We start from the raw sequence: 20,134 nt of genomic DNA, 5'->3' as shown, positions 1-20,134 counted from the left end.
ATCGACAGCCAAAGAGAAAGCCCCGCTGATTTCAGCGGGGCTTTTTTTCGAGCCCCTATGGGCTTGCGTTGAAACTGGCACGATATGCTGATGGCGTCTTGCCGGTCAGCTCCCGAAAGGCGGAGTTGAAGGCCGACAGACTTTGGTAGCCTTGGGCAAAAGCGATTTCCGTCACAGGCAGGTCTGTCTGCGACAAGGCTTCCACCGCGCCGATAATCCTCAGTTTCTGGAGGCACTGGCGCCAGGTCAGGCCAAGCTCATCAGACAGTTTTCTGGCCAATGTACGTGGGCTCATCGCAACAAGAGCAGCCAGTTCCTCGAAAGTCGGCGGGTTCGCGAGAGACTGCTCTGTCCGATCCAGAACACGCCTGACCGCTGCCGACGTTGGTGCCGGCATGGAAAGGCGGCTCGGCTTTTCGGAAAGCTTCCATATGACTGATGCAAGGGTGCCAAAGAGCCCCTGCGCATAGCTCGAAAGATTGCATTCCGTTTCGCCCCATTGCGCGCATTCCAAAACCAGTTCCCGTGCCAGCGGTGTCATTTCAAACACACTCAGAACATTTGGAGGCGCAGGGACAAACGCCTTTGCAAAGAGCACCGACCGGCACTCAATCTTCACGGGCAAGGAAATCTCGATCGGCTTGTCTGCCCTGATGAGAGCCGCCCTTGCTGGGGGCTGAGACCATATGGTTCCTTCTGCTTCCAGTCTCAGTCCTCCGCTCACGGAATAGAGCAGATAATGCCGGTCAAACTTGAATTGCTGTTTCGGCGCCGGGCCAAAACATTGTGCAACGGAATAGGCTGGAAGCTCTGTCATGCAAACCACCTTATCGCGAAGTCGCGCGCGCGAAAGCCAGGAGATGTCACGATTCCAGTGGCGTTGCCCTATAGCGGCGGCTGGACGGAGCCGAGGTCATCAACGGGCGGAGCACTTCACCGATTTTCGCAAAGTCCTCGGACTTGAGATATGCTTCAAATCCGGCCTCGTCCTGCCATTCATGCACGATGCCGACATGACTTTCGCTGGCCGGGTCGCAATAGGGTCTAAATGTCCGGCACTGCGGCATCGCGGTTACCGTGGCAACTTCACTCAACAACACATGCAGCGCCTCCTGCCGCTGCGAGGGATCCACTGTGAAATCGACAAGTGCTACCAGCATGATCAACTCTCCAAAGCTTGGTTCGAAAACAGGTCCTGATTGACACCCCGAAAGGCCGAGTAGGCATGACTGCAGCGCGCCGGCACACCATTGGGAAAACGATGCACTTCGATGGATTGAAAACCCGCGCGCTGGAGCAGATCACAAACGTCATCTTCGTGGTACCAGCGATGTCGCCACCGCAACCAGATAAACCCTTGACAAAGGTGTGGCTTGCTTACCGAAAGGACCAGACGGCCACCGGGTTTCAGCAGATCGTAGAAGTGTCTGAGCCCATGTTCGGGATCATCAAGGTGCTCCAGCACGTGGGCACCGAGGACCAGGTCATGGGTCTTCTGCAAGGTGAGTTCATCCAGCCGAACCGGCATTGATTGCACCTGACGTCCGGCAAATTTCAGTCGTTTGCGCGCCCTTTGCAACATGGTCAATGAGGGATCGACCAATGTCAGCGACTTCGCTTGACCGGATACTTCGAACAAGGCGGCCGTAAAATCCCCACAGCCCGTGCCGACGTCACAAACGTCCTTGTCGTGCAATGTCAGGCCAAGCCTGGAAAACAGGAAACGATAGGCAGCGGGAAAACCCAGACGTTCAAGGGTCAGAGCCCACCGGTCCGCACCCTTCTCGTATCGCTCAGCCAAAGTCATGTGCATGTCCCTCTTGAAAACGGAGGGATCTTGCAATGACGAGAGGAAGTTCACCTCCTGCGAAAGGACAAGTTTACGCTGTGACCTGCCAAATTTTTCGACGCCGATACGTCAGAAATTGGCTTCGATCAGCCGGGTCACTTCCTGGTCGCGTGCTGTTTCGCTTTTTCCGCCGATCACGACGACGATCAATTGCTTTCCAGCTCTCCTTGCCGTGGCGACAAGGTTGTAGCCGGACATTCGGATATATCCGGTCTTCAACCCGTCGACGCCTGGAACCTTGCCAATCAGATTATTGGTCGCTCTGAACGACCGGCCGTTATAGGTGAAGGATTTCTGGCGATAATAGCTGGAATACTGCGGAAACCGTCGCTTGAGAGCGAGCCCGAGTTTTGCCATGTCGCGGGCGCTCGTCACCTGTGCCGGATCCGGAAGCCCGGTTGCATTGACGAAACGCGTCTTTCCCATTCCAAGCGCACGTGCCTGCTGGGTCATTTGCCGCGCGAAGGCCGCTTCACTACCTGCAATATTCTCTGCAACAGCAACGGCAACATCATTGGCAGACTTCACGGCAAGCGCACGGGCAGCCTGTTGAACGGTTATCGTTGACCCCGCCTTCAGCCCGATCTTTGCGGGAGGTTGCGCTGCGGCATTTGCCGAAACTTCAAGCGGAGATGACAGGGAGTAACGACCGTCGGAGACTGCTTCGAACAGCAGATACAGCGTCATCATCTTGGTCAGCGAAGCGGGATAACGCGGCGCATCGGCGTCGACATCATAAAGCTGTTCACCCGTTGTCGCATTCAGCACCAGCGCAGAAAAACCACGTTCAACGGCTGTGGCCGGTGCATAACTGACGACGGGTAAGGAGACGCTCTGGACAGAAGCCGATGCTGCATTGCTCGCTGCAGGTGACGGCGATGACGGCCCTTGAGCGGTTTGACAGCCGGCGAGCAGGCCGGCCAGCAGGACCACGGACGTCTTTTTAACGAAAGAAGACCAGAGCATTGTTTGTCTCACGCATGACCGGCGCACTTTTGCCTAGGCTTTCAGGCGGTAACCGGTCTTGAATATCCAATGTACAACGGCCAATGAGCCGCCTAGAAAAATCATGGTTGCCAGCAAAGACAGCCAAAGGCTGACATCCGCCTGCCCGTAAAAGCTCCACCGGAACCCGGAGATCAGATAGACCACCGGATTGATGAGTGTCACTTTCTGCCAGAACTCCGGCAGCATATTGATGGAATAAAAGCTTCCGCCAAGAAAAGCCAGTGGCGTCACGATCAGCAGTGGTACGAACTGCAGCTTCTCGAAATTGTCCGCCCAGATGCCGATTATGAAACCGAGAAGTGCGAACGTAACCGCTGTCAGAATGAAGAAGGCAACCATCCAGATCGGGTGCTGGATCTGAAGATCCACAAAGAAGTTGGCGGTGATCAAAATGATCAACCCGACAATGACTGACTTGGTTGCCGCGGCGCCAACATAGGCGACGGTAATTTCCAGAAAAGAGACAGGCGCTGACAGCACTTCAAAAATCGTTCCGGTAAAGCGCGGGAAATAGATGCCAAAGGAAGCGTTTGAAAGGCTCTGCGTCATGAGCGACAACATGATCAGGCCTGGCACGATAAAGGCACCGTAGCTGACACCATCAACCTCCGTGATGCGAGAGCCGATAGCAGCTCCGAAGACCACGAAATAAAGTACCGTGGAGATCACTGGCGAGATGACGCTTTGAAAGACCGTCCGTTTGGTCCGCGCCATTTCCGCAAAATAGATAGACTTGACGGCTTCAAAATTCATGCGCTGATCCGCCTTGTCTGCAGCTCCAGTTCCATCCTGGGCAAAGTTCGTCCAGGAATGGACCCGGACGGCGTCCGCCCGACGGTTCTAAAGCCCATGCGCGCATAAAATGGTTCCGCAAAGGGGTCCGCATCCAGACCAATGCGTTCCAGCTTCAGCGAATTTGCCTGAGCATATAGTTTATCAAAAAGCGCTCGCCCAACACCTTTTCCCTGCCAGCTCGGGTCGATGAAACACGTTTCAAGTTCACCGCTTGCCCCATTTTCTTCAACAGACAGACGAATACAGCCGGCAAGCTTTCCGGTGATGTCTTCGGCCAACCAGAACTCTGTGCCGGTTATCCAGCTGTCCCGGACCGTCAGTTCTTCGGTACACTGCGCCATGAAATCATCGTCATAACCGTTAGATTGCTTGGAGCGCAGGCAAAGATCTGTCAGGGCGTCCCGGTCTTCAGCTTTCGCGCGTCGGATAGAATAGTCCGTCATCATGCTTGGTTCCGATTTTCTCTAACCAGACCGACAAATATGTCTTCCAGTGACGACTGGTCTGTCTGCAAGTCTTGAAACCTTACGCCGGCGCTCGCCAGATCCGTCAACAACGACGTGATCCCCGTGCGTTCTGCGTGTGTGTCATAAGTGTAGGTCAGACTGGTCCCGTCATCCTCGAGAATGAGTTCGTAGCCTTTGAGTTCTTCAGGTATTGCGTCAAGGGGTTCGGAAAGACTGAGTTTCAGCAGTTTGCGACCAAGCTTGCGCATCAACTCCTCTTTTTCCTCGACCAGGATAATTTCTCCCTTATTGATCACCCCTACCCGCTCGGCCATCTGTTCAGCCTCTTCGATGTAGTGCGTGGTCAGGATAATCGTGACACCCTTTTCCTTGAGCTCGCCGACAATCCGCCACATGTCGTGACGTAACTCCACATCGACACCCGCAGTTGGTTCGTCGAGAAAAAGGATCTTGGGCTCATGCGCAAGGGCCTTGGCAACGAGCAGCCGTCGCTTCATGCCGCCGGAGAGCGCCATGATCGGATTGTCTTTTTTGTCCCAAAGCGTCAGATCTTTCAAAATACGCTCGATCAGCGCCGGGTCTCTTTTCAGGCCAAAAAGACCACGACTCATTGCAACGGTGTCACCAACTATTTCGAATGGCGCGGTCGGCATTTCCTGTGGAACCAGACCGATCAATTGTCGGGCAGCCCGGTACTCCTTGATCGCATCGTGCCCGCCTACATGGATACTGCCTCCGGTTGGCTGAACGAGACCGCAAATCGTGCTGATCAACGTGGTTTTTCCCGCACCATTGGGCCCGAGCAATGCAAAGACCTCGCCCTGGCTGATATCAAGCGAAACGGACTTAAGTGCCTGGAAACCACCCTCATAGGTTTTTTCCAGGTCTCGGACGGAGAGTATTGGTGACATGAAGACCTAAACCGGATCGAACAGTTCAGTTTTGACCGGATGGCCAAAGACGAAGCACCCTCGCATGTGGGCAGAGCCTCCGCAAGATGCAAGGTATCTAGTTCCATGATCGACCTCTGCGGACGATCCACGCATGACGTTCAATACTGTCGTTGACTGGTTGTGTTCATTGCGTGCAACCCGAGTTTCACACGGCTCTGAAGCTCCGCACTGAATTGCAATTCCGGCGTTAGTAGAGCGTCCTTTTGTAGTCTTCTTCCAATTTGTCGTCCAAGGCCTTCATATCCGTAGCATCGTCCGGTGCTCCGGTTGTCTGATCCATTATGATGTTGATCAGCGACGGCATTTCGCTTCTGTCCTGAAACCTGGACGGATCCCATAAATGCGATCTGCGGAACGCCTTGGCACAATGCATGAAGACCGATGTCACCTTGACCACGATCGCAACTTTAGGCGCGCGGTCGTTGATGCTCATGGCCTTGAGCAGTTCGGGATCGACAACAAGATCGGCTGTGCCATTGACGCGCAAAGTGTCGTCGAAACCCGGTATCATGAACAGCAAACCGACACTCGGGTTTGCCAGAATATTGCTCAAACTGTCGAGGCGATTGTTTCCTGGCCGATCGGGGATTGCCAGTGTTTCCTGATCCAGGATCTTCACAAATCCAGCCGGGTCGCCGCGAGGGCTGACATCGGCTTTGCCGTCCAGTCCCTGCGTTCCCAAACAAAGGAAGGGCGAGCGGCCTATAAAGTCTCGCGCATGTTTGTCGAGCGTCGATTGGCACTTTTGGACGGCAAGATCGTGTGTGGCGGGAAACAGCTCACGCAGAGATGTTTCGTCCTGCAGGACAAAGTCCGGATTGAGCGAGAACTTCTGCATTATCCCTCCACTATTTGGCCTAAGCACCCGAGCGCGAGCGATTGAATCGATGGTTTTTCAATCACCCTTTGCTGAACGAGCAACCGGATTGAAATACGCTACAGGCTATTGCGGTGCACTCACCGAAACTTCTGCTCCAATTCTGAGGTACGCTCATCATTTCTGCAATCATTGTCAATCCCTTCGGCTGGAACAAATGTTTTAATCTCGAATGGAAAGAAGGATCAAAGATCAAAACCCTGACGCGAAATCTGTTTCCGGCAATCCGATAGACACACCCTTGCCTGAAAGACCCGGCACTTCCTTCAGCCGGCAAGTGTACTGTTTCCTGGACTTGAACACTGCGTTCGTTGGCAGGCTATGGGAATTCGGTCGATTGTCTCTATTTTCGGTCTGAACAAATTCAATTCGGGAAGTTTGGTCATGTCAGTCCGTCCAGTCACGCATATTGGTGCAACGCAGTCGACGCTGGAAGGCGCAGGTGTCAAGCTTGAGCGGGTTTTCGGATTTCAGGATCCGGAAATGCTGGATCCTTTTCTTTTGCTGGACGATTTCCGCAATGAAAGGCCTGAGGACTATCTGGCAGGGTTTCCCTGGCATCCGCACAGAGGCATTGAGACCATCACCTATGTTCTTGCCGGAACTGTCGAACATGGTGACAGTCTCGGCAACACCGGTGACCTCGGTGCGGGTGACGTCCAATGGATGACTGCCGGCAGGGGTATCATGCATCAGGAGATGCCCAAGGGCGACGACAAAGGCCGCATGCACGGCTTTCAGCTCTGGGCCAACTTGCCTTCGTCTTTGAAAATGACCGAACCTCGCTATCAGGATGTCGCGGCAAAGGAGATACCGGTTGTCATTGACGACGACGGCACATCCGCGCGGATCATCTGCGGCGAGTTCTGGGGCAAACGCGGCCCGGTTGACGGCATCGCCGCAGAACCGCAATACCTCGACATTCATGTGCCTGCAGGACAAAAAAAACGTTTCAAGGTAGACACTTACAAACAGACCTTTGCCTATGTCTTTGAAGGATCTGGAACCTTTGACGGTGCGTCGGAACCTTTTGGAATTTTGACTGAGAAGGAATTTGGAGGCGAAGAACTCAAGATCCGGGATCAGACTGGCAATCGGTCGTTGGTTGTTTTCGGCAGCGGCGATGAGATCTGCGTTGAAGCAGGCGATGAAGGCATCCGTTTCCTTCTGGTCTCCGGCGCTCCAATCAAGGAGCCGGTTGCTTGGCACGGACCGATTGTGATGAACACACGCGACGAATTGGTTCAGGCGGTCGCCGAACTTCAGAACGGCACGTTTATCCGATAAGGATCCGGCTGCCTTGTAACGTTCACAATATCTGGCTAGGGCTGTCGGGTAGACAACCAACCGGACAGCCATGCCCTTAAAACTCAGACCCGCAACCGGAGCCGATGCCTCGGTACTTACCGACATTTTGCACAGCGCTAAAGCGTCCTGGGGATACCCGGATGACAAAATGGCTGAGTTCAGGAAACACTGGCTCATCACCGAAGAGACTATCAGCAGTCAGTTTGTCACTGTCGCCGAAAGGGATGGCAGAGCGGTTGCTTTTTCGGGTCTTGCAGCGGACGGCAAAGACACGTTGTTGATCGACTATCTCTTTGTTGCCCCGCAAGCCCAGCGCCAGGGAATTGGAGATCTATTGCTGACCAGGGCACACGACCGTGCCCGCACACTCGGGTTATCCAGACTTTACCTGGAAGCAGACACCCATTCCGAAGCTTTCTATGCGCGGCAAGGCTTTACGACCATCGCAAAACGGCCAAGTGAAATGTCGGCTGGCCGCACTGTGCCCATGATGGAAAAGTATCTGCAATCTCCGGTGCATACCGTCCGAGGGGTTGATCTAAGTCTGTCCCCTGATCATTGGGCCTTCGAACAAGCAAATGAAACCGCTATCGTCGAGCACTTTGAAGAGGCAAAGAAGCGAATTGGCCTGCTTTGGAACGGCCGCACATTGAAACTGACCGATTATTCCTTTGAAGACGGTGTATTCAAGGGCAGCTGCACAGAATGTTCATATTCCGCTTTTCTTGCCTGGCGCGATTGGGGCGCACCCGACCCTTCTGCATACAACGTCTTTGGCTCAGCCATCCTGAGATCGGCTGACGGCGCTCTTCTGTTTGGCGTGATGGCTGCTCACACGGCGACGGCAGGTGCAATCTATCCACCTGGCGGTAATCTCGACCCGACCGACCTTTCAGCAGAAGGCAAGGTGGATGTCGTGGGGGCAATTTATCGGGAACTGGAAGAAGAAACCGGCCTGAATGGAAAGGACGTCGCAGCTGGAGAGGTTCTGATCGCCTTTGATGGACCTCGCATTTCCATCGCACGGGTCTTCGATCTAGATCAGTCTGCGGAAGAACTGCGTCATTCGATCATGCGCTTTTCGGACAGCACCGAAGAACGTGAACTTGCAGATATCAGGATCATTCGCGAGCGAGCGGATTTGAACGATCCTGCGGTCGTGTCCTATGCACGTGCTTTTGCAGAGCACCTGCTGCCTGAATGAACCCCTTATTCGGCCTGACCCAGGCAACCCTTTGTTCACCAAGAATGAGCACTAATCACTGGCAGCACTTGCTGAGACATGCAAAAGTCCGCTCACCTCAGGAACAGATGACTGGTGAGTCTCTAGGGAGAAATACAATATGAGCCGTCGCTACGCGATCTTGGATGTCTTCACCAACACAAGCCTTGCCGGTAATCCTCTGGCAGTTGTTCTGGACTCCGAAGGTCTCAGTGACGAGCAGATGCAAAAAATTGCAGTCGAATTCAATCTGTCGGAGACAGTATTCGTCTTTCCACCGGAAAATCCCGGACACTCCGCCAACATGCGGATATTTACGCCCAAGCTTGAACTGCCCTTTGCTGGCCACCCAACCGTCGGAACCGCCATTTTGATGGCGAAGGAACGATTTGGCGAGGTAACCAACGAACAGGACGCGGTTGTCGTTCTGAAACAGAATATCGGCACGGTTCGTTGTGCGGTGATCCTGCGTGAAAATGCGGCAGCTTTCGCGGAATTTGACGTTCCAAGCCTGCCGGAACCGGCTGGCCCCACCCACAATGTGGAATTGATCGCCGCCGCGCTCAACCTGGAGCCAACGGATATCGGCTTCGAAAATCATTCCCCTTCCCGTTTCCGCGTAGGTCCGCCCTTCACTTTCGTACCGGTGCGGGACCTTGACGCGCTGGCGCGTGCCAAACCTGTTCAATCCATGTGGAAAGCAGGCTTCGGCAAGGACGGGCACAATGATGCCTATGTTTATTGCCGTGAAACCCGGTCCCATGACAGCGCCTTCCAGGCCCGCCTGTTTGCACCTGACATGGGCATCCCGGAAGATCCTGCCACCGGATCTGCTGCTGCTGCGTTTGCCGGCGTCGTCGATTATTACGACGACCTTCCAAGCGGCACTCACCATATCCGGATCGAACAGGGGTTCATAATGGGGCGCCCGTCCTTGATCGATCTGGAAATCGATATTGATGGCGGCAACATGCACGCAGTTCGAATTGGCGGCCAGGCTACGCTCGTCGCCCGCGGCGAGTTGTTCCTTTAACGGACTGACACTCCAGAAGAACCGACTTTGTCAGCGCGGGGCGTCTGCCCGAATTGCCGGGAATACTCTCGGCTGAACTGGGTCGGGCTCTCATACCCGACCTGAAACGCGGTGTTGGAGACGGGCAGCTTTTCATTTTGCAGCAAACGCCTTGCCTCCATGAGGCGTAGCATCTTTTGGAACTGCAGCGGTGTTGTACCGGTGATATCCTTGAACGCGGCGTGAAATGCCGAAACGCTCATGGCCGCATCCTGTGCGAGATCCTCGACACGAAGGGCCGTCGCGAACTCCCTTTTGATCCTGGCAATAGCCGTCGAAATGCGCGCAGCGCGACTGTCTCGTCTGACCAATTGCCTTAAGATCGCACAATGCGCAGCCTTCAACAGCCAAAAGTGCACTTCTCTTTTGATCAAGGGTTCCAACACCGCTGTTGCCTCCGGCATTTCCGTCAGTTCGAACAGCCGCCTCATGGCATCGACAATGGCACCATCGGCCTTGCCACTCGTCACCGCCACAGTTTTCTCGTTTCCCTGTTCCAGAAGGTTTATTTCGCCGGACAATTCTCGCAGCAACACCATGTCCAGATCGAGTGCCAATGCAACATATGGCTTTTGGGAGCTTGCCTCGATCACTCTGGATTCGGCCGGCAGATCCAAACCGACGATCAACGATTGACCACTGGCAAAGCTGACGGTGCGGCCGCCGACATATGTTTGTTTCGCGCCTTGGAGAACCAGGCAGAAAATCGGGTGGAAGACGACGGGATAAACATGCGTCTTATGCCGTTGGCGCACCAAAGTAACACCGGGAATACCGATGTCGAATGGCTCACCGTCCGCCCCGCGTTCATCAGCGAAATCAACCAGATTTTGCGTCAATTGGTCTGTCTGCATCAAACTCTCCTGGTTCATTGCGGATAAACGCAAAACTTCGAACTGGCAATCACGCTACCATAACCTTCAGGAGAATTAGGCAAGTATTGTGGAGAAACCGGCAGGTGCGTCAGCCGATGAGAAGCTATCTCAGGGTCATCAAGTCCCGTGAACTCAGTTTGGAGACAAAAAATGACCATTGGCAAGAAAATAGCCCTCATAACCGGCGGTAGCCGCGGCCTTGGCCGGAACATGGCCTTGCACCTGGCGCGGCATGGCATCGACAGCGTCCTGACCTACCATTCCAACAAGGTGTCGGCGGAAGAAACCGTTGCAGAGATCGAAACGCTCGGTCAGCGCGCAGTCGCAATTAAACTGGACACAGGCGACATATCGACGTTCACGGATTTCCATTCGGACCTGAGAGCCGCATTGAAGGAAACCTGGCGGCGTGACGGGTTTGACATTCTGATCAACAATGCAGGAACTGGTGTCCACAAATCCTTTGCGGACACCACCGAGGATGAATTTGACCACCTCATGAACGTCCACGTCAAAGGCGTCTTCTTTCTGACCCAAGAGCTTCTGCCAATGCTGCCGGACGGTGGCAGGATCCTCAATATTTCCACCGGTCTTGCACGCTTTACAATGCCCGGATATGCGGCCTACGCGACAATGAAGGGCGCAGTCGAAACACTGACGCGATATCTCGCAAAGGAACTCGGCCCGCGAAGCATTGCCGTCAACACGCTCGCTCCAGGTGCGATTGAAACGGACTTTGGCGGCGGCGCGGTAAGGGATGTTCCGGAGCTCAACAATATGATCGCAGGCATGACGGCCATGGGCCGAGCAGGAATGCCAGATGACATCGGAGGCGCTGTCGCTGCGATCCTTACAGGTGATACGGCATGGATGACCGGACAGCGTATCGAAGTCTCCGGCGGTCAGAGCCTGTAAAGGGGCCAAAGCGCCAGGCCGTTGCGGCGGTTTTTCTCCGCCGCAGCAACTCTGGCCGGTAACACAAACCTTTAATCAGGTGTCTCAGCTTTCGCATTGGTTGTAAACGTATCAACAAGTCCCGGAAGAACGACGGCAACGACAATCAGGGTGGCCCCAATCAACATGTCCAGCGTAATGGTCTCACCCAATAGGAAGAAAGCAGCAACGAATGCAAACACAACGGATAAGGCGATCAACAATGATGCCGTGACGGTGGAAACTTCGGACATGGCCTCGTACCAAAGGTAATAGCAAAGAGCTGTCGAGAAGACACCGAGTGCCAAGAGAACGGAAATGTCTACTGTTGTCACCTGGAGCGGAAAAAGGAACAGCGAGGGCGTCAGAACCAGACCGCAAGGCAGCAAGATTTTCAGCAAAACCGCCATGCGGTCCATGCTGGACCGGGTCTTTTTGACGGATGCCGCGCTCCCGACAATAAACATTGCCCAGCTGATACCCGCACCTATCTCCCAGATATCACCTTCAAGACCGTTGGCACCGACTTCCAGATCCTGCCGGACTGTCAGATAAACGCCAGCCAGGGCCATCATAGTGGCAACGCCGTCAGACCATCTGACACGCTCAACCTTCGTCGCGACAAGAATTAGAAGCACAAAGAACGGCGCTGTGTTTTCAAGCACCATTGCGTTGGTTGCGCTGGTCTTTTCAAGGCCAATGTGAAACGTGATGTAATTCAGCGCAAACCCGGCGATCGCCAGGCACTGATACCGATCATAGGGAAACAGCCTGAACCGGTACCCTGACAGCATCAGCAGAGCGAAGATCGTTGTACATCCGATCCAAAGTCGGAAGACGGCAATCTGCAACCCGTGCATGTCCGAAGTCAAAAAGCGCACGGACACGGAATTCATTCCGAGGAGAAATGCTGCGACGACGCCCAGAAAGAGTGCGATCAGGTAGGAGCGGCTCATGACAAAGCCAGCCTAGAGGCTGGCCTTGACTGCAGCAATGGCTGTTCGTTTAAACGAGCTATTCCGCTGCTTCCGCGCGGGGCTTGGGAGCGGTTGCAGCCCATGCCGGAACGGCCTCGAGGCGTTCAAGATAAGCGTTGACCCTCGTAAATTCCTCTAGAGGCACCTGGGATTGAGGATGCATTGCCAAGGCGGAATGGCTACCGACGGCAAAGTCGGCGATCGTCAAATCATCCCCAAGGACGAAATTTCGATCCACCAGGTGATTTTCCAAGACCTCAGCAAACCTGCGGAAATTCTCCTGACCTGCCTCAATCTTGGCAGTGTCGGGCGCACCAAAGCCAAACACTTGCTTGGCGACTGTCTCCCAGACAATGTCTCCGAGAGCACGATTGAAGTGTTGAACTTCCCAGGACATCCAGCGCAGCACCTCAATGCGGCCACGGCTGTCTGTTGGACAAAACGCCTCGTCACCCGCACGTTCGCCAAGGTAGATCATGATCGGGTTGGCTTCCCAGAGACTGAAATCGCCATCGACCAGAACAGGCACTTTTTGATTGGGATTGACCGCCTTGAGTTCATCTGAGCGGTGCTCCCCTTTTATCAGGTCGTATTTCTGGATCTCGGTCTCTCCATCGAAACCAAGATGACCGACAGCAGCGATCACGCGCCTGCTGTTGGGAGACAGGTCGGTTACATAAAGCTTCATCTCATCCACTCCTTTGTCGGGTCGCTCTCAACATACTCCGGGCTGACCCTGTTGAGCATTCGGCATTCAGCGCGCCTTTACTCAACCAATCAGTTGACTATAATGAAATTAGATGATAGTCAACCAAAAGGTTCACTTTATGACTGCGCTTCAGATGCCCCAATTAGACGCTACCTTCTCTGCACTCAGCGATGGCACACGGCGTGCCATTGTCTCGCGGTTGGCAACTGGTGAAACGACACTTTCCGACCTTGCCGAGCCGTTCAACATGTCGCTGACGGCGGTTTCCAAACACTTGCGGGTCCTGTCCGATGCCGGGCTGGTCGAAGTCGAAAAGCGCGGACGAACCAGGCATTGCCGGCTCCGCGGAGCCCCGATCAAGGAAGCCGTAGACTGGCTTCAGAAGTACGAAGCCTTCTGGATTGACCGCTTCGATGCCCTTGCCCGCCATCTTGCCAAAGAGGATTGAAAGAGATGACTGTCCAACAGACTGCCAAGGAGTTTCTGAAGTCGGAACCAGGGCGGGATCCGATCATCGTGGAGGGTTTGTTCAGGGCGGCTCCGGAGCGGGTTTTTCGAGCCTTTACCGATCCGAATGATGTCAGCTGCTGGTTCATTCCGAAAGCCGGCGCGCTTGAGCAGGTCGAGATCGATCTGAAGATCGGCGGCAAATGGTGCTTTGTGATTGATAAAACCGACGAAAAGCAGATTCACTTCGAGGGTGAATATCTTGTCATCGACCCTCCCAACCGGCTCGAATTCAGCTGGCGTCACGTGAAGGAATTTGCCGACGGCACGCGCGAAACGACCGACACATCAAAGGTTGCCGTAACTTTCACGGCTGCAGGCAAGGCCACTGAGGTCAGGCTTTCTCATGAAGCCATCAAGACCGAAGACGCGCGACACGGCGTTGGTGGCGGCTGGAACGGATGTTTCGAGCGCCTCTCTGATTTCGTCAAGGAAATGGAACACATACCGGGAGAATGAAAATGTCATCACCACAGATCGTCAATCGAGACCAATGGCTTGAAGCACGCAAGGCGCTACTGGCAAAGGAAAAGGCTTTCACCAGGGAGCGCGACCGGCTTTCAGCTGCGCGCCGCGACTTACCGCTTGTACTCGTGAATGAAGACTACGTTTTTGACACAAGGGATGGTCAAAAAAGCCTGTCAGACCTGTTCGGATCGCAAAAACAGCTCGTTGTCTATCACTTCATGTTCGGCGAGAATTGGGAGGAAGGCTGCCCGAGCTGCTCCTTCTGGGCGGACAATTACGAGCGGCTCGATGTCCATTTGGCAGCCCGGGACACGGCACTGATTTCAATCTCCAGTGCACCTTTGGAAAAACTCGAAGCTTACCGAACACGTATGGGCTGGACGTTCGACTGGGTCTCTTCCCAGGGGAGCAGCTTCAACAACGATTTCGGAGTGACGTTCCCCGGCAAGGAAGATCCGGCAGGACGCGGCTACAACTATTCCGGCCAACCCGTGGGCACCGAGGAGTTGCCGGGTGTGAGTTCCTTTATCAAGCTCGAAGATGGTCGTGTCGCCCATAGCTACTCCACTTATGGGCGGGGCCTCGACATCTTGAACATGGCCTACAATCTGCTGGATCTGACCCATCTGGGCCGGCATGAAGACGACCTGCCTTACGCGCAGGCCTGGGTGAAGCGGCGCGACACCTATGGAACAGGGGATTAGCACCAGTTCGGCAAGCCACCCTCTTCATGGGATTAAATGAAATCAATGCGTTGGCGGAAATTCAAGCTGCCAACGTCAAACATCATGAAACCAATTGGAGATTTCATGATGTCATACGCAAGATTTGGTGCGATCGGCTTTTGTCTTTGGGGACTGCTTCATGTTGTCGGGGCAGCCTACATTCTGATCACCACCCACACATCAGGACCTGGAGCCGGTTACATGATCTATGGTCATGACGGTGCCGCACTACCTGCCGCTGCTGGCGGCATCCTTTCCTATTTCGCCTATCTTTTGGCAATCAGCGGGCTGACATCCATTTTTGTCGCGCTGAAATTCAACTGGTCAAACTCCCAAGTCGGGCTGACGCTGAACACAATGCTGGTTGCGGCGGTTGAACTCGGGCTCGTTTTGTTTCTCATCTTGCCGGGCTATCTTTCCATTGCCGACGCATTGCCTGGCTTGGGACTGTTCGGGTTTGCTGCAATATTCGGCGGCGTCGCCTGTAGAAGGGATCCGAGTCATGTGTGACAGCTTGATCAAAAAGGCAAAAAAAGGTGACAGGCAAGCTTTCACGGAACTGCTGAGCGCCGAACTTCCCCAGTTGCGCAGGATTGTTCGGCGGCTGATAGGGCATCCGGAAGACAGTGAGGACATTCTCCAGGAAACCGTAACGAAGGCCTGGACACGCATCACGACCTTTGAAGAAAAATCGCTGTTTTCAACCTGGGTGACATCCATCGCCACCCGCGCAGCCGTTGACCATTTACGCACTCAAAAACGTTGGCGAACCGAAGCGCAGGTTGCCTATGCGAACCTTTGTGCCAGTTCGCAGGATCTGTCAGGCGAAGTGATGACAGCACTGTCCGATCCGGAATTTTCCTACGACGTTCAGCAGCATGTTGCCTATTGCTTTACCTGTGTCGGCAGGTCCTTGCCTGCAGATGAACAGGCCGCGCTTGTCTTGCGAGACGTTCTTGATCTGTCTTCTCGCGAAGCATCGACAGTGCTTGGAGTGTCCGATAGTGTATTGCGTCATCGCCTGTCCGCGGCTCGAACGGCCATGCAGGACAAGTTCGAAGGGCTCTGCGCCCTCGTAAATAAAAAAGGCATCTGCCACCAGTGCGCGGGACTTAAAATGGCGGCAGGCGCAACGGGAGCAAAGACACTCTTTCCTGAAATTGACGACTTTGCAGATCGAATGGCTGTTGTGCGCGCTGCAGAACCGGGAACAATGTCGAGCCTCCATGACATCTTTTGGCGTCGGACGAAGCAAATTGAGGATGCTGGAGAAGGCTCAGTGGAACCCCTTTCAGGATGTGGAGAAAATGAAGATGCCAGCAAAGCCTAAGCGCCTCCCATTGCCAAATCGCTTCAATGCGGCCCTGACGGCGGAGGCTTATCGCCGCCTACGCGCACTGAATGATGAATGGCACTACGGCAACAACTATTTGCTGAGCATAATTTTGGAAAACTTCGATGAAGTCGTCGATGGTGCAAAATTCCAAAAAGTCATGCACGACTTTGCCGATGAATACGGACAACCCAAGGGCGGAAATGGCAGGTGACGGCGTGTCCAATTGCCGGACGGAGGAAAGCTTCCTGTTTCCCGCCTGGCAAAACTCTGTTGCATCGGATGAAAACCTGCCTTAAGAACGAATTTCGTTAACTGTCAGGTCACGCTTTTAAGCGAACCTCGATAGACGCAATTTGAAGATGATCAAAGGCCAAAGACAGATCCATGATCGCGGCAAGCGACATTTCCGGCTCTTCTGTTAACGCGCGGACCGCGCGCGGCCTCCTTCTACTTGGCGATCTCCTCCTTCTTAGATGCCCCTGAGCGTCGGCTGCTCCGCAGGTAAATAGCGGAACGGGCACTTAGGGGAGACACTTTGAAAACGCATCACGAAATCCGGATCGCGCGCCCAGGTTCCATCAATTGCAGAACGGCCCGATCCAAGACTGGGACGAAACGACATGACTGCCACTCCTGAGAAGGATCAAATCCGCATCTTCGACACCACCTTGCGCGATGGAGAACAGTCGCCCGGCGCGTCGATGACACTGGAAGAGAAGCTGCAGATCGCTGAAATCCTCGACGACATGGGCGTCGACATCATTGAAGCGGGCTTCCCGATTGCCTCAAATGGTGACTTTGAAGCCGTCAGCGAGATCGCAAAGCGCTCCAAGAACTCCGTCATTGCAGGTCTCGCCAGAGCGGTCCATGCCGATATCGACCGCTGTGGGGAAGCGGTCAAACATGCTGAAAAAGGCCGAATCCATACCTTTGTCTCCACATCGCCTATTCATCTGAAGTTCCAGATGAACAAGACGGAAGACGAGGTGATGGAGATCATCACCGACACGGTGACCCGCTCCCGCAACCTGATCGAAGATGTGGAATGGTCCGCCATGGACGCGACCCGCACCCCGATCGACTATTTGTGCAGGTGCGTTGAAGCCGCGATCAAATGCGGCGCTACCACGATCAATCTGCCCGACACGGTTGGCTATGCTACCCCGGAGGAATACAAGGCCATGTTCGAGCAGATCCGTGAACGTGTTCCCAACAGCGAGAAGGCGATTTTCTCCGTCCATTGTCATGACGACCTGGGGCTGGCAGTCGCCAACTCGCTGGCCGGTGTCGCTGGCGGTGCTCGCCAGATCGAGTGCACGATCAATGGCCTCGGAGAACGGGCAGGAAATGCCTCACTGGAAGAAATCGTGATGGCCGTTCGGACCCGCGGTGACATCCTGCCCTATACGACGCAGATTGATCCGAAATTCCTGGTTCGAGCCTCCAAGATGGTCGCCGGAGCATCCGGTTTTGCCGTGCAATACAACAAGGCGATTGTCGGGAAGAACGCCTTTGCGCATGAGAGCGGCATTCACCAGGACGGCATGCTGAAGAATGCCGAAACTTACGAAATCATGCGCCCTGAAGATGTCGGGGTGAAAGCAACGTCCCTGGTCATGGGCAAACATTCGGGCCGTCACGCCTTCCGCGACAAGCTGCGCGAATTGGGCTTCGAGCTGGGCGACAATGCGCTGCAGGACGCTTTCCGCCGCTTCAAGGACCTGGCCGACCGCAAGAAGCATGTTTATGACGAGGACATCGAGGCACTGGTCGAGGATGAAATCAACATCCTGGGCGAAAGCACGAAAGTGATTGCCCTGACGGTCATCGCCGGAACAGGCGGGCCGCAAAAGGCAATCCTGACGATGGATGTCAACGGTCAACACATCACCAAGGAAGCGACCGGTGACGGGCCTGTCGATGCGACCTTCAACGCGATCAAGGCGATCGTGCCGCATGAGGCGACATTGTCGCTCTACCAGGTGCATGCCGTGACTGAAGGAACAGACGCGCAGGCGGAAGTTTCGGTCCGGCTGGAAGCCGATGGTCGCATCGCGACCGGCAAGGGAGCGGACACAGACACCTTGGTAGCATCCGCCCGTGCCTACGTTTCGGCCGTCAACAAACTGGCTCTGCGCCAACAGACCGGCAACCCCGGCGCTCTTGCTGCTGTTTAGCCAGTAGAACAAATAGAACGGAAAGGGCCACGGATCGCGGCCCTTTTTGTTTGTTGTTTGAGCCTCTCGAGCTCGAACCAGCACAAAAGCCTGCCTGCTCGATCCAGGCCATTTCCTTCAAAACAATCAATCCGATTGATTCGATTTCGCGCAAAATGAGCCGGTCAAATTGATGGTTTTGCCAGATTGGCGGTCGGGGGTTTCCAAAACCGATTTTGCCTAAGTGCTAATACTTAGGCAATTCAACGTAACCAGTTACACCCTCTGATATTTGATTTTTGAGAAATCGTACGCCCAGATAACGTCTGGGTTGCATCTGAAGCCAAAAACATCAAATTTATCAGTTTGTTAAGCCCAGAAACTCTTAATCACCTCAAGATTTTATTTGCAGTTCGTGATGCTAAGAGGTGTGGGGCATGGAACGACTTTTGAGTACGGTCAGGATTGGACCAAGAATTTATGCTGGGTTTGGCGTCATAATCCTTCTGCTGGCTCTGCTGGCGGGAACGGGTTACTTCGGTCTATCGAATTCAGAAACGACATTTTCGGAATATCGGGGCCTGGCTCGCGATACCAACCTGGTAGGACGCCTGCAGGCAAACGTGTTGATGACGCGACTTGGCGTGAAAGACTTTGTCATCAAAAGCGATGAGGCAGCGATTAACCTCGTCAAAGAGCGCCTCGCCAAGGCGCAGTCTTTCCACAAGGAAGCTGAAGTCGAAATACAGGATCCAGAGCGTGCCAAGGGGATTCTGTCGATCGGCGGCGCATTGGGTGAGTACGGCGTCGGTTTCGAAAAAGTAATCGCCCTGCAAGCCAAGCGCAACGAAGATGTGGCAATCCTGAACGACAAAGGTCCTGCAATTCGCAAGGAAATCACCAAAGTTGCGGTGAGCGCTTTTGAAGATGGTGATGCGACGGCAACTTATTGGGCCGGGCGTGTTCAGGAGAGCTTTCTGCTTGGAAGGCTCTATGCCCAGAAGTTTCTGATCGTCAATGATGCTGAATCGGCAGAGCGCACTCAAAATGAGTTTGAGAAAACGGCTGAGGAGCTCGCCACACTGCTTGGAGAGCTACAGAACCCCAATCGGGTTGCCGCAGCAAAAGCCGCACAGTCTGGCCTTGAAGAGTACCGCTCAGCGTTTGGACTGGTCGTCGAGCACATCACGGCGAGAAACGAAATCATCCAAGGAACGCTGGACAAGATCGGACCGCAGATTGCCAAAACGGTAGAAGACGTAAAACTCAGCGTGAAAGCCGATCAGGATCAGCTTGGGCCGGAAGCCGTTGCGAGTATACAGGCCACAGAACGGATGGAACTTGCGATCGGTGTGGCGAGCCTGTTGATCGCGGTCTTTGCTGCGACTGTGATTGCGAAATCCATTGTCAAACCAATCCACTCCATGACTGCTGCAATGCAGCAGCTGGCCGATGGCAGTATCGATACCGAGGTCCCGGCGACCGGTTTCAAAGACGAAATTGGTGAAATGGCTAAGGCTGTTCAGATCTTCAAGGACAATGCCGTTGAACGCCAGAGGCTGGAAGGGGAATCTGCCGAAGAGACTGCGAAGCGGGTTGAACGGCAACGCAAGATCGACCGTTTGATCAACTCGTTCAGGGACGAATCCGGAGGGTTGCTCGATTCAGTAGCAGACAACATGGATCAACTGAACAACACGGCCAGTGACCTGGCAGATATTGCCGAACTCACCTCAGGACAGGCAAATGGTGCAGCAACTTCCTCCGGGAATGCATCAGAAAATGTTCAGTCGGTTGCATCCGCAGCAGAAGAGCTCGGTGCGTCCATTCAAGAGATTGCCCAGCAGGTCAATCGCACGATGGAAATTGTCGACAAGGCAACAAGTTCGGCTCAGTC

The 20,134-nt window shown here is 54.3% G+C and carries 24 protein-coding genes; 12 read left to right on the top strand and 12 right to left on the bottom strand.

The genetic code is table 11. The annotated features are described in order from the left end of the window. Positions 1-55 precede the first annotated feature (55 nt). From Q0835_RS06555 to Q0835_RS06520, 8 genes are all read right to left on the bottom strand, one after another. Positions 56-817, bottom strand: coding sequence for an AraC family transcriptional regulator (locus tag Q0835_RS06555; RefSeq protein ID WP_298959558.1), 762 nt, complete (start codon positions 815-817; stop codon positions 56-58). A 46-nt stretch (positions 818-863) separates the two neighbouring features. Continuing rightward, positions 864-1,160, bottom strand: coding sequence for an antibiotic biosynthesis monooxygenase (locus Q0835_RS06550; RefSeq protein ID WP_298822231.1), 297 nt, complete (start codon positions 1,158-1,160; stop codon positions 864-866). Positions 1,161-1,162: 2 nt separating this feature from the next. Further along, positions 1,163-1,807, bottom strand: a complete 645-nt coding sequence (locus tag Q0835_RS06545) for a class I SAM-dependent methyltransferase (protein ID WP_298959556.1) — start codon at positions 1,805-1,807, stop codon at positions 1,163-1,165. 111 nt (positions 1,808-1,918) lie between these two features. Then, complete coding sequence (locus Q0835_RS06540; protein WP_298959554.1) at positions 1,919-2,815, bottom strand: D-alanyl-D-alanine carboxypeptidase family protein; 897 nt, start codon at positions 2,813-2,815, stop codon at positions 1,919-1,921. Positions 2,816-2,848: 33 nt separating this feature from the next. Further along, positions 2,849-3,610 (bottom strand): ABC transporter permease, encoded by a 762-nt coding sequence (locus Q0835_RS06535; protein WP_298822228.1) that lies wholly within the window; start codon positions 3,608-3,610, stop codon positions 2,849-2,851. Continuing rightward, positions 3,607-4,098 (bottom strand): GNAT family N-acetyltransferase, encoded by a 492-nt coding sequence (locus Q0835_RS06530; RefSeq protein WP_298959552.1) that lies wholly within the window; start codon positions 4,096-4,098, stop codon positions 3,607-3,609. Before Q0835_RS06530 ends, Q0835_RS06535 begins: the two co-directional genes overlap by 4 nt. Then, positions 4,095-5,030, bottom strand: coding sequence for an ABC transporter ATP-binding protein (locus tag Q0835_RS06525; RefSeq protein ID WP_298822226.1), 936 nt, complete (start codon positions 5,028-5,030; stop codon positions 4,095-4,097). The genes Q0835_RS06530 and Q0835_RS06525 overlap by 4 nt, the downstream gene beginning before the upstream one ends. 229 nt (positions 5,031-5,259) lie before the next feature. After that, a complete protein-coding gene (locus tag Q0835_RS06520; RefSeq protein ID WP_298959551.1) occupies positions 5,260-5,910 on the bottom strand; it encodes a pyridoxamine 5'-phosphate oxidase family protein in 651 nt (216 codons plus the stop codon). Positions 5,911-6,333: 423 nt separating this feature from the next. Between Q0835_RS06520 and Q0835_RS06515 the strand changes: the two genes are divergently transcribed. The 3 genes from Q0835_RS06515 (at position 6,334) to Q0835_RS06505 (ending at position 9,512) form a co-directional block, all read left to right on the top strand. Continuing rightward, a complete protein-coding gene (locus Q0835_RS06515) occupies positions 6,334-7,236 on the top strand; it encodes a pirin family protein (RefSeq protein WP_298959548.1) in 903 nt (300 codons plus the stop codon). 70 nt (positions 7,237-7,306) lie between these two features. After that, positions 7,307-8,461, top strand: a complete 1,155-nt coding sequence (locus Q0835_RS06510) for a GNAT family N-acetyltransferase (protein ID WP_298959546.1) — start codon at positions 7,307-7,309, stop codon at positions 8,459-8,461. 139 nt (positions 8,462-8,600) lie between these two features. Continuing rightward, the gene (locus Q0835_RS06505; protein WP_298822222.1) at positions 8,601-9,512 is read left to right on the top strand and encodes a PhzF family phenazine biosynthesis protein; all 912 of its coding nucleotides are present in this window, start codon (positions 8,601-8,603) and stop codon (positions 9,510-9,512) included. On the opposite strand, the gene Q0835_RS06500 is transcribed toward Q0835_RS06505, so the two are convergent. Beyond that, on the bottom strand, positions 9,509-10,405 hold the full coding sequence (locus Q0835_RS06500) for an AraC family transcriptional regulator (RefSeq protein ID WP_298959543.1): 897 nt from the start codon (positions 10,403-10,405) through the stop codon (positions 9,509-9,511). The two genes, Q0835_RS06505 and Q0835_RS06500, sit on opposite strands and share 4 nt — an antisense overlap. 171 nt (positions 10,406-10,576) lie before the next feature. On the opposite strand from Q0835_RS06500, the gene Q0835_RS06495 reads away from it, so the two are divergent. Next, positions 10,577-11,341 (top strand): SDR family oxidoreductase, encoded by a 765-nt coding sequence (locus Q0835_RS06495; protein ID WP_298959540.1) that lies wholly within the window; start codon positions 10,577-10,579, stop codon positions 11,339-11,341. A gap of 71 nt (positions 11,342-11,412) precedes the next feature. Here Q0835_RS06495 and Q0835_RS06490 read toward each other — a convergent pair whose 3' ends face one another. Together Q0835_RS06490 and Q0835_RS06485 are read right to left on the bottom strand one after the other, a co-directional pair. Continuing rightward, positions 11,413-12,315, bottom strand: coding sequence for a DMT family transporter (locus tag Q0835_RS06490; protein WP_298959537.1), 903 nt, complete (start codon positions 12,313-12,315; stop codon positions 11,413-11,415). Between the two features lie 58 nt (positions 12,316-12,373). Further along, positions 12,374-13,024: a glutathione S-transferase family protein gene (locus Q0835_RS06485; RefSeq protein WP_298959535.1), complete on the bottom strand. Its 651-nt coding sequence runs from the start codon at positions 13,022-13,024 to the stop codon at positions 12,374-12,376. A gap of 139 nt (positions 13,025-13,163) precedes the next feature. Between Q0835_RS06485 and Q0835_RS06480 the strand changes: the two genes are divergently transcribed. The 6 genes from Q0835_RS06480 to Q0835_RS06455 all read left to right on the top strand — a co-directional run bounded on the left by Q0835_RS06480 (position 13,164) and on the right by Q0835_RS06455 (position 16,292). Then, on the top strand, positions 13,164-13,493 hold the full coding sequence (locus Q0835_RS06480) for a metalloregulator ArsR/SmtB family transcription factor (protein ID WP_298959531.1): 330 nt from the start codon (positions 13,164-13,166) through the stop codon (positions 13,491-13,493). Between the two features lie 5 nt (positions 13,494-13,498). Then, positions 13,499-14,011, top strand: coding sequence for an SRPBCC domain-containing protein (locus Q0835_RS06475; RefSeq protein ID WP_298959527.1), 513 nt, complete (start codon positions 13,499-13,501; stop codon positions 14,009-14,011). Positions 14,012-14,013: 2 nt separating this feature from the next. Then, entirely contained in the window at positions 14,014-14,724 is a 711-nt protein-coding gene (locus Q0835_RS06470) for a DUF899 domain-containing protein (protein WP_298959524.1), read from the top strand. 105 nt (positions 14,725-14,829) lie between these two features. Continuing rightward, the gene (locus Q0835_RS06465) at positions 14,830-15,255 is read left to right on the top strand and encodes a hypothetical protein (RefSeq protein WP_298822212.1); all 426 of its coding nucleotides are present in this window, start codon (positions 14,830-14,832) and stop codon (positions 15,253-15,255) included. Next, complete coding sequence (locus Q0835_RS06460) at positions 15,248-16,075, top strand: RNA polymerase sigma factor (RefSeq protein WP_298959521.1); 828 nt, start codon at positions 15,248-15,250, stop codon at positions 16,073-16,075. Before Q0835_RS06465 ends, Q0835_RS06460 begins: the two co-directional genes overlap by 8 nt. Then, positions 16,059-16,292, top strand: coding sequence for a hypothetical protein (locus Q0835_RS06455; RefSeq protein ID WP_298822210.1), 234 nt, complete (start codon positions 16,059-16,061; stop codon positions 16,290-16,292). The genes Q0835_RS06460 and Q0835_RS06455 overlap by 17 nt, the downstream gene beginning before the upstream one ends. A gap of 258 nt (positions 16,293-16,550) precedes the next feature. On the opposite strand, the gene Q0835_RS06450 is transcribed toward Q0835_RS06455, so the two are convergent. Beyond that, positions 16,551-16,703 carry a hypothetical protein gene (locus Q0835_RS06450; protein ID WP_298822209.1) on the bottom strand — a complete coding sequence of 51 codons (153 nt, stop codon included), beginning with the start codon at positions 16,701-16,703 and terminating at the stop codon, positions 16,551-16,553. Here Q0835_RS06450 and Q0835_RS06445 point away from each other — a divergent pair. Beyond that, a complete protein-coding gene (locus tag Q0835_RS06445) occupies positions 16,702-18,258 on the top strand; it encodes a 2-isopropylmalate synthase (RefSeq protein WP_298959518.1) in 1,557 nt (518 codons plus the stop codon). The genes Q0835_RS06450 and Q0835_RS06445 overlap by 2 nt on opposite strands. Positions 18,259-18,674: 416 nt before the next feature. After that, the coding region (locus tag Q0835_RS06440; RefSeq protein ID WP_298959515.1) for a HAMP domain-containing protein at positions 18,675-20,134 on the top strand (1,460 nt) is incomplete at its 3' end.

Origin of the sequence: uncultured Roseibium sp. (assembly GCF_947499295.1) — a bacterium.
In the GTDB taxonomy this organism is placed as follows: domain Bacteria; phylum Pseudomonadota; class Alphaproteobacteria; order Rhizobiales; family Stappiaceae; genus Roseibium.
Note: the sequence above shows the minus strand (reverse complement) of the source record. Positions and strands in the feature narration are given on the sequence as shown.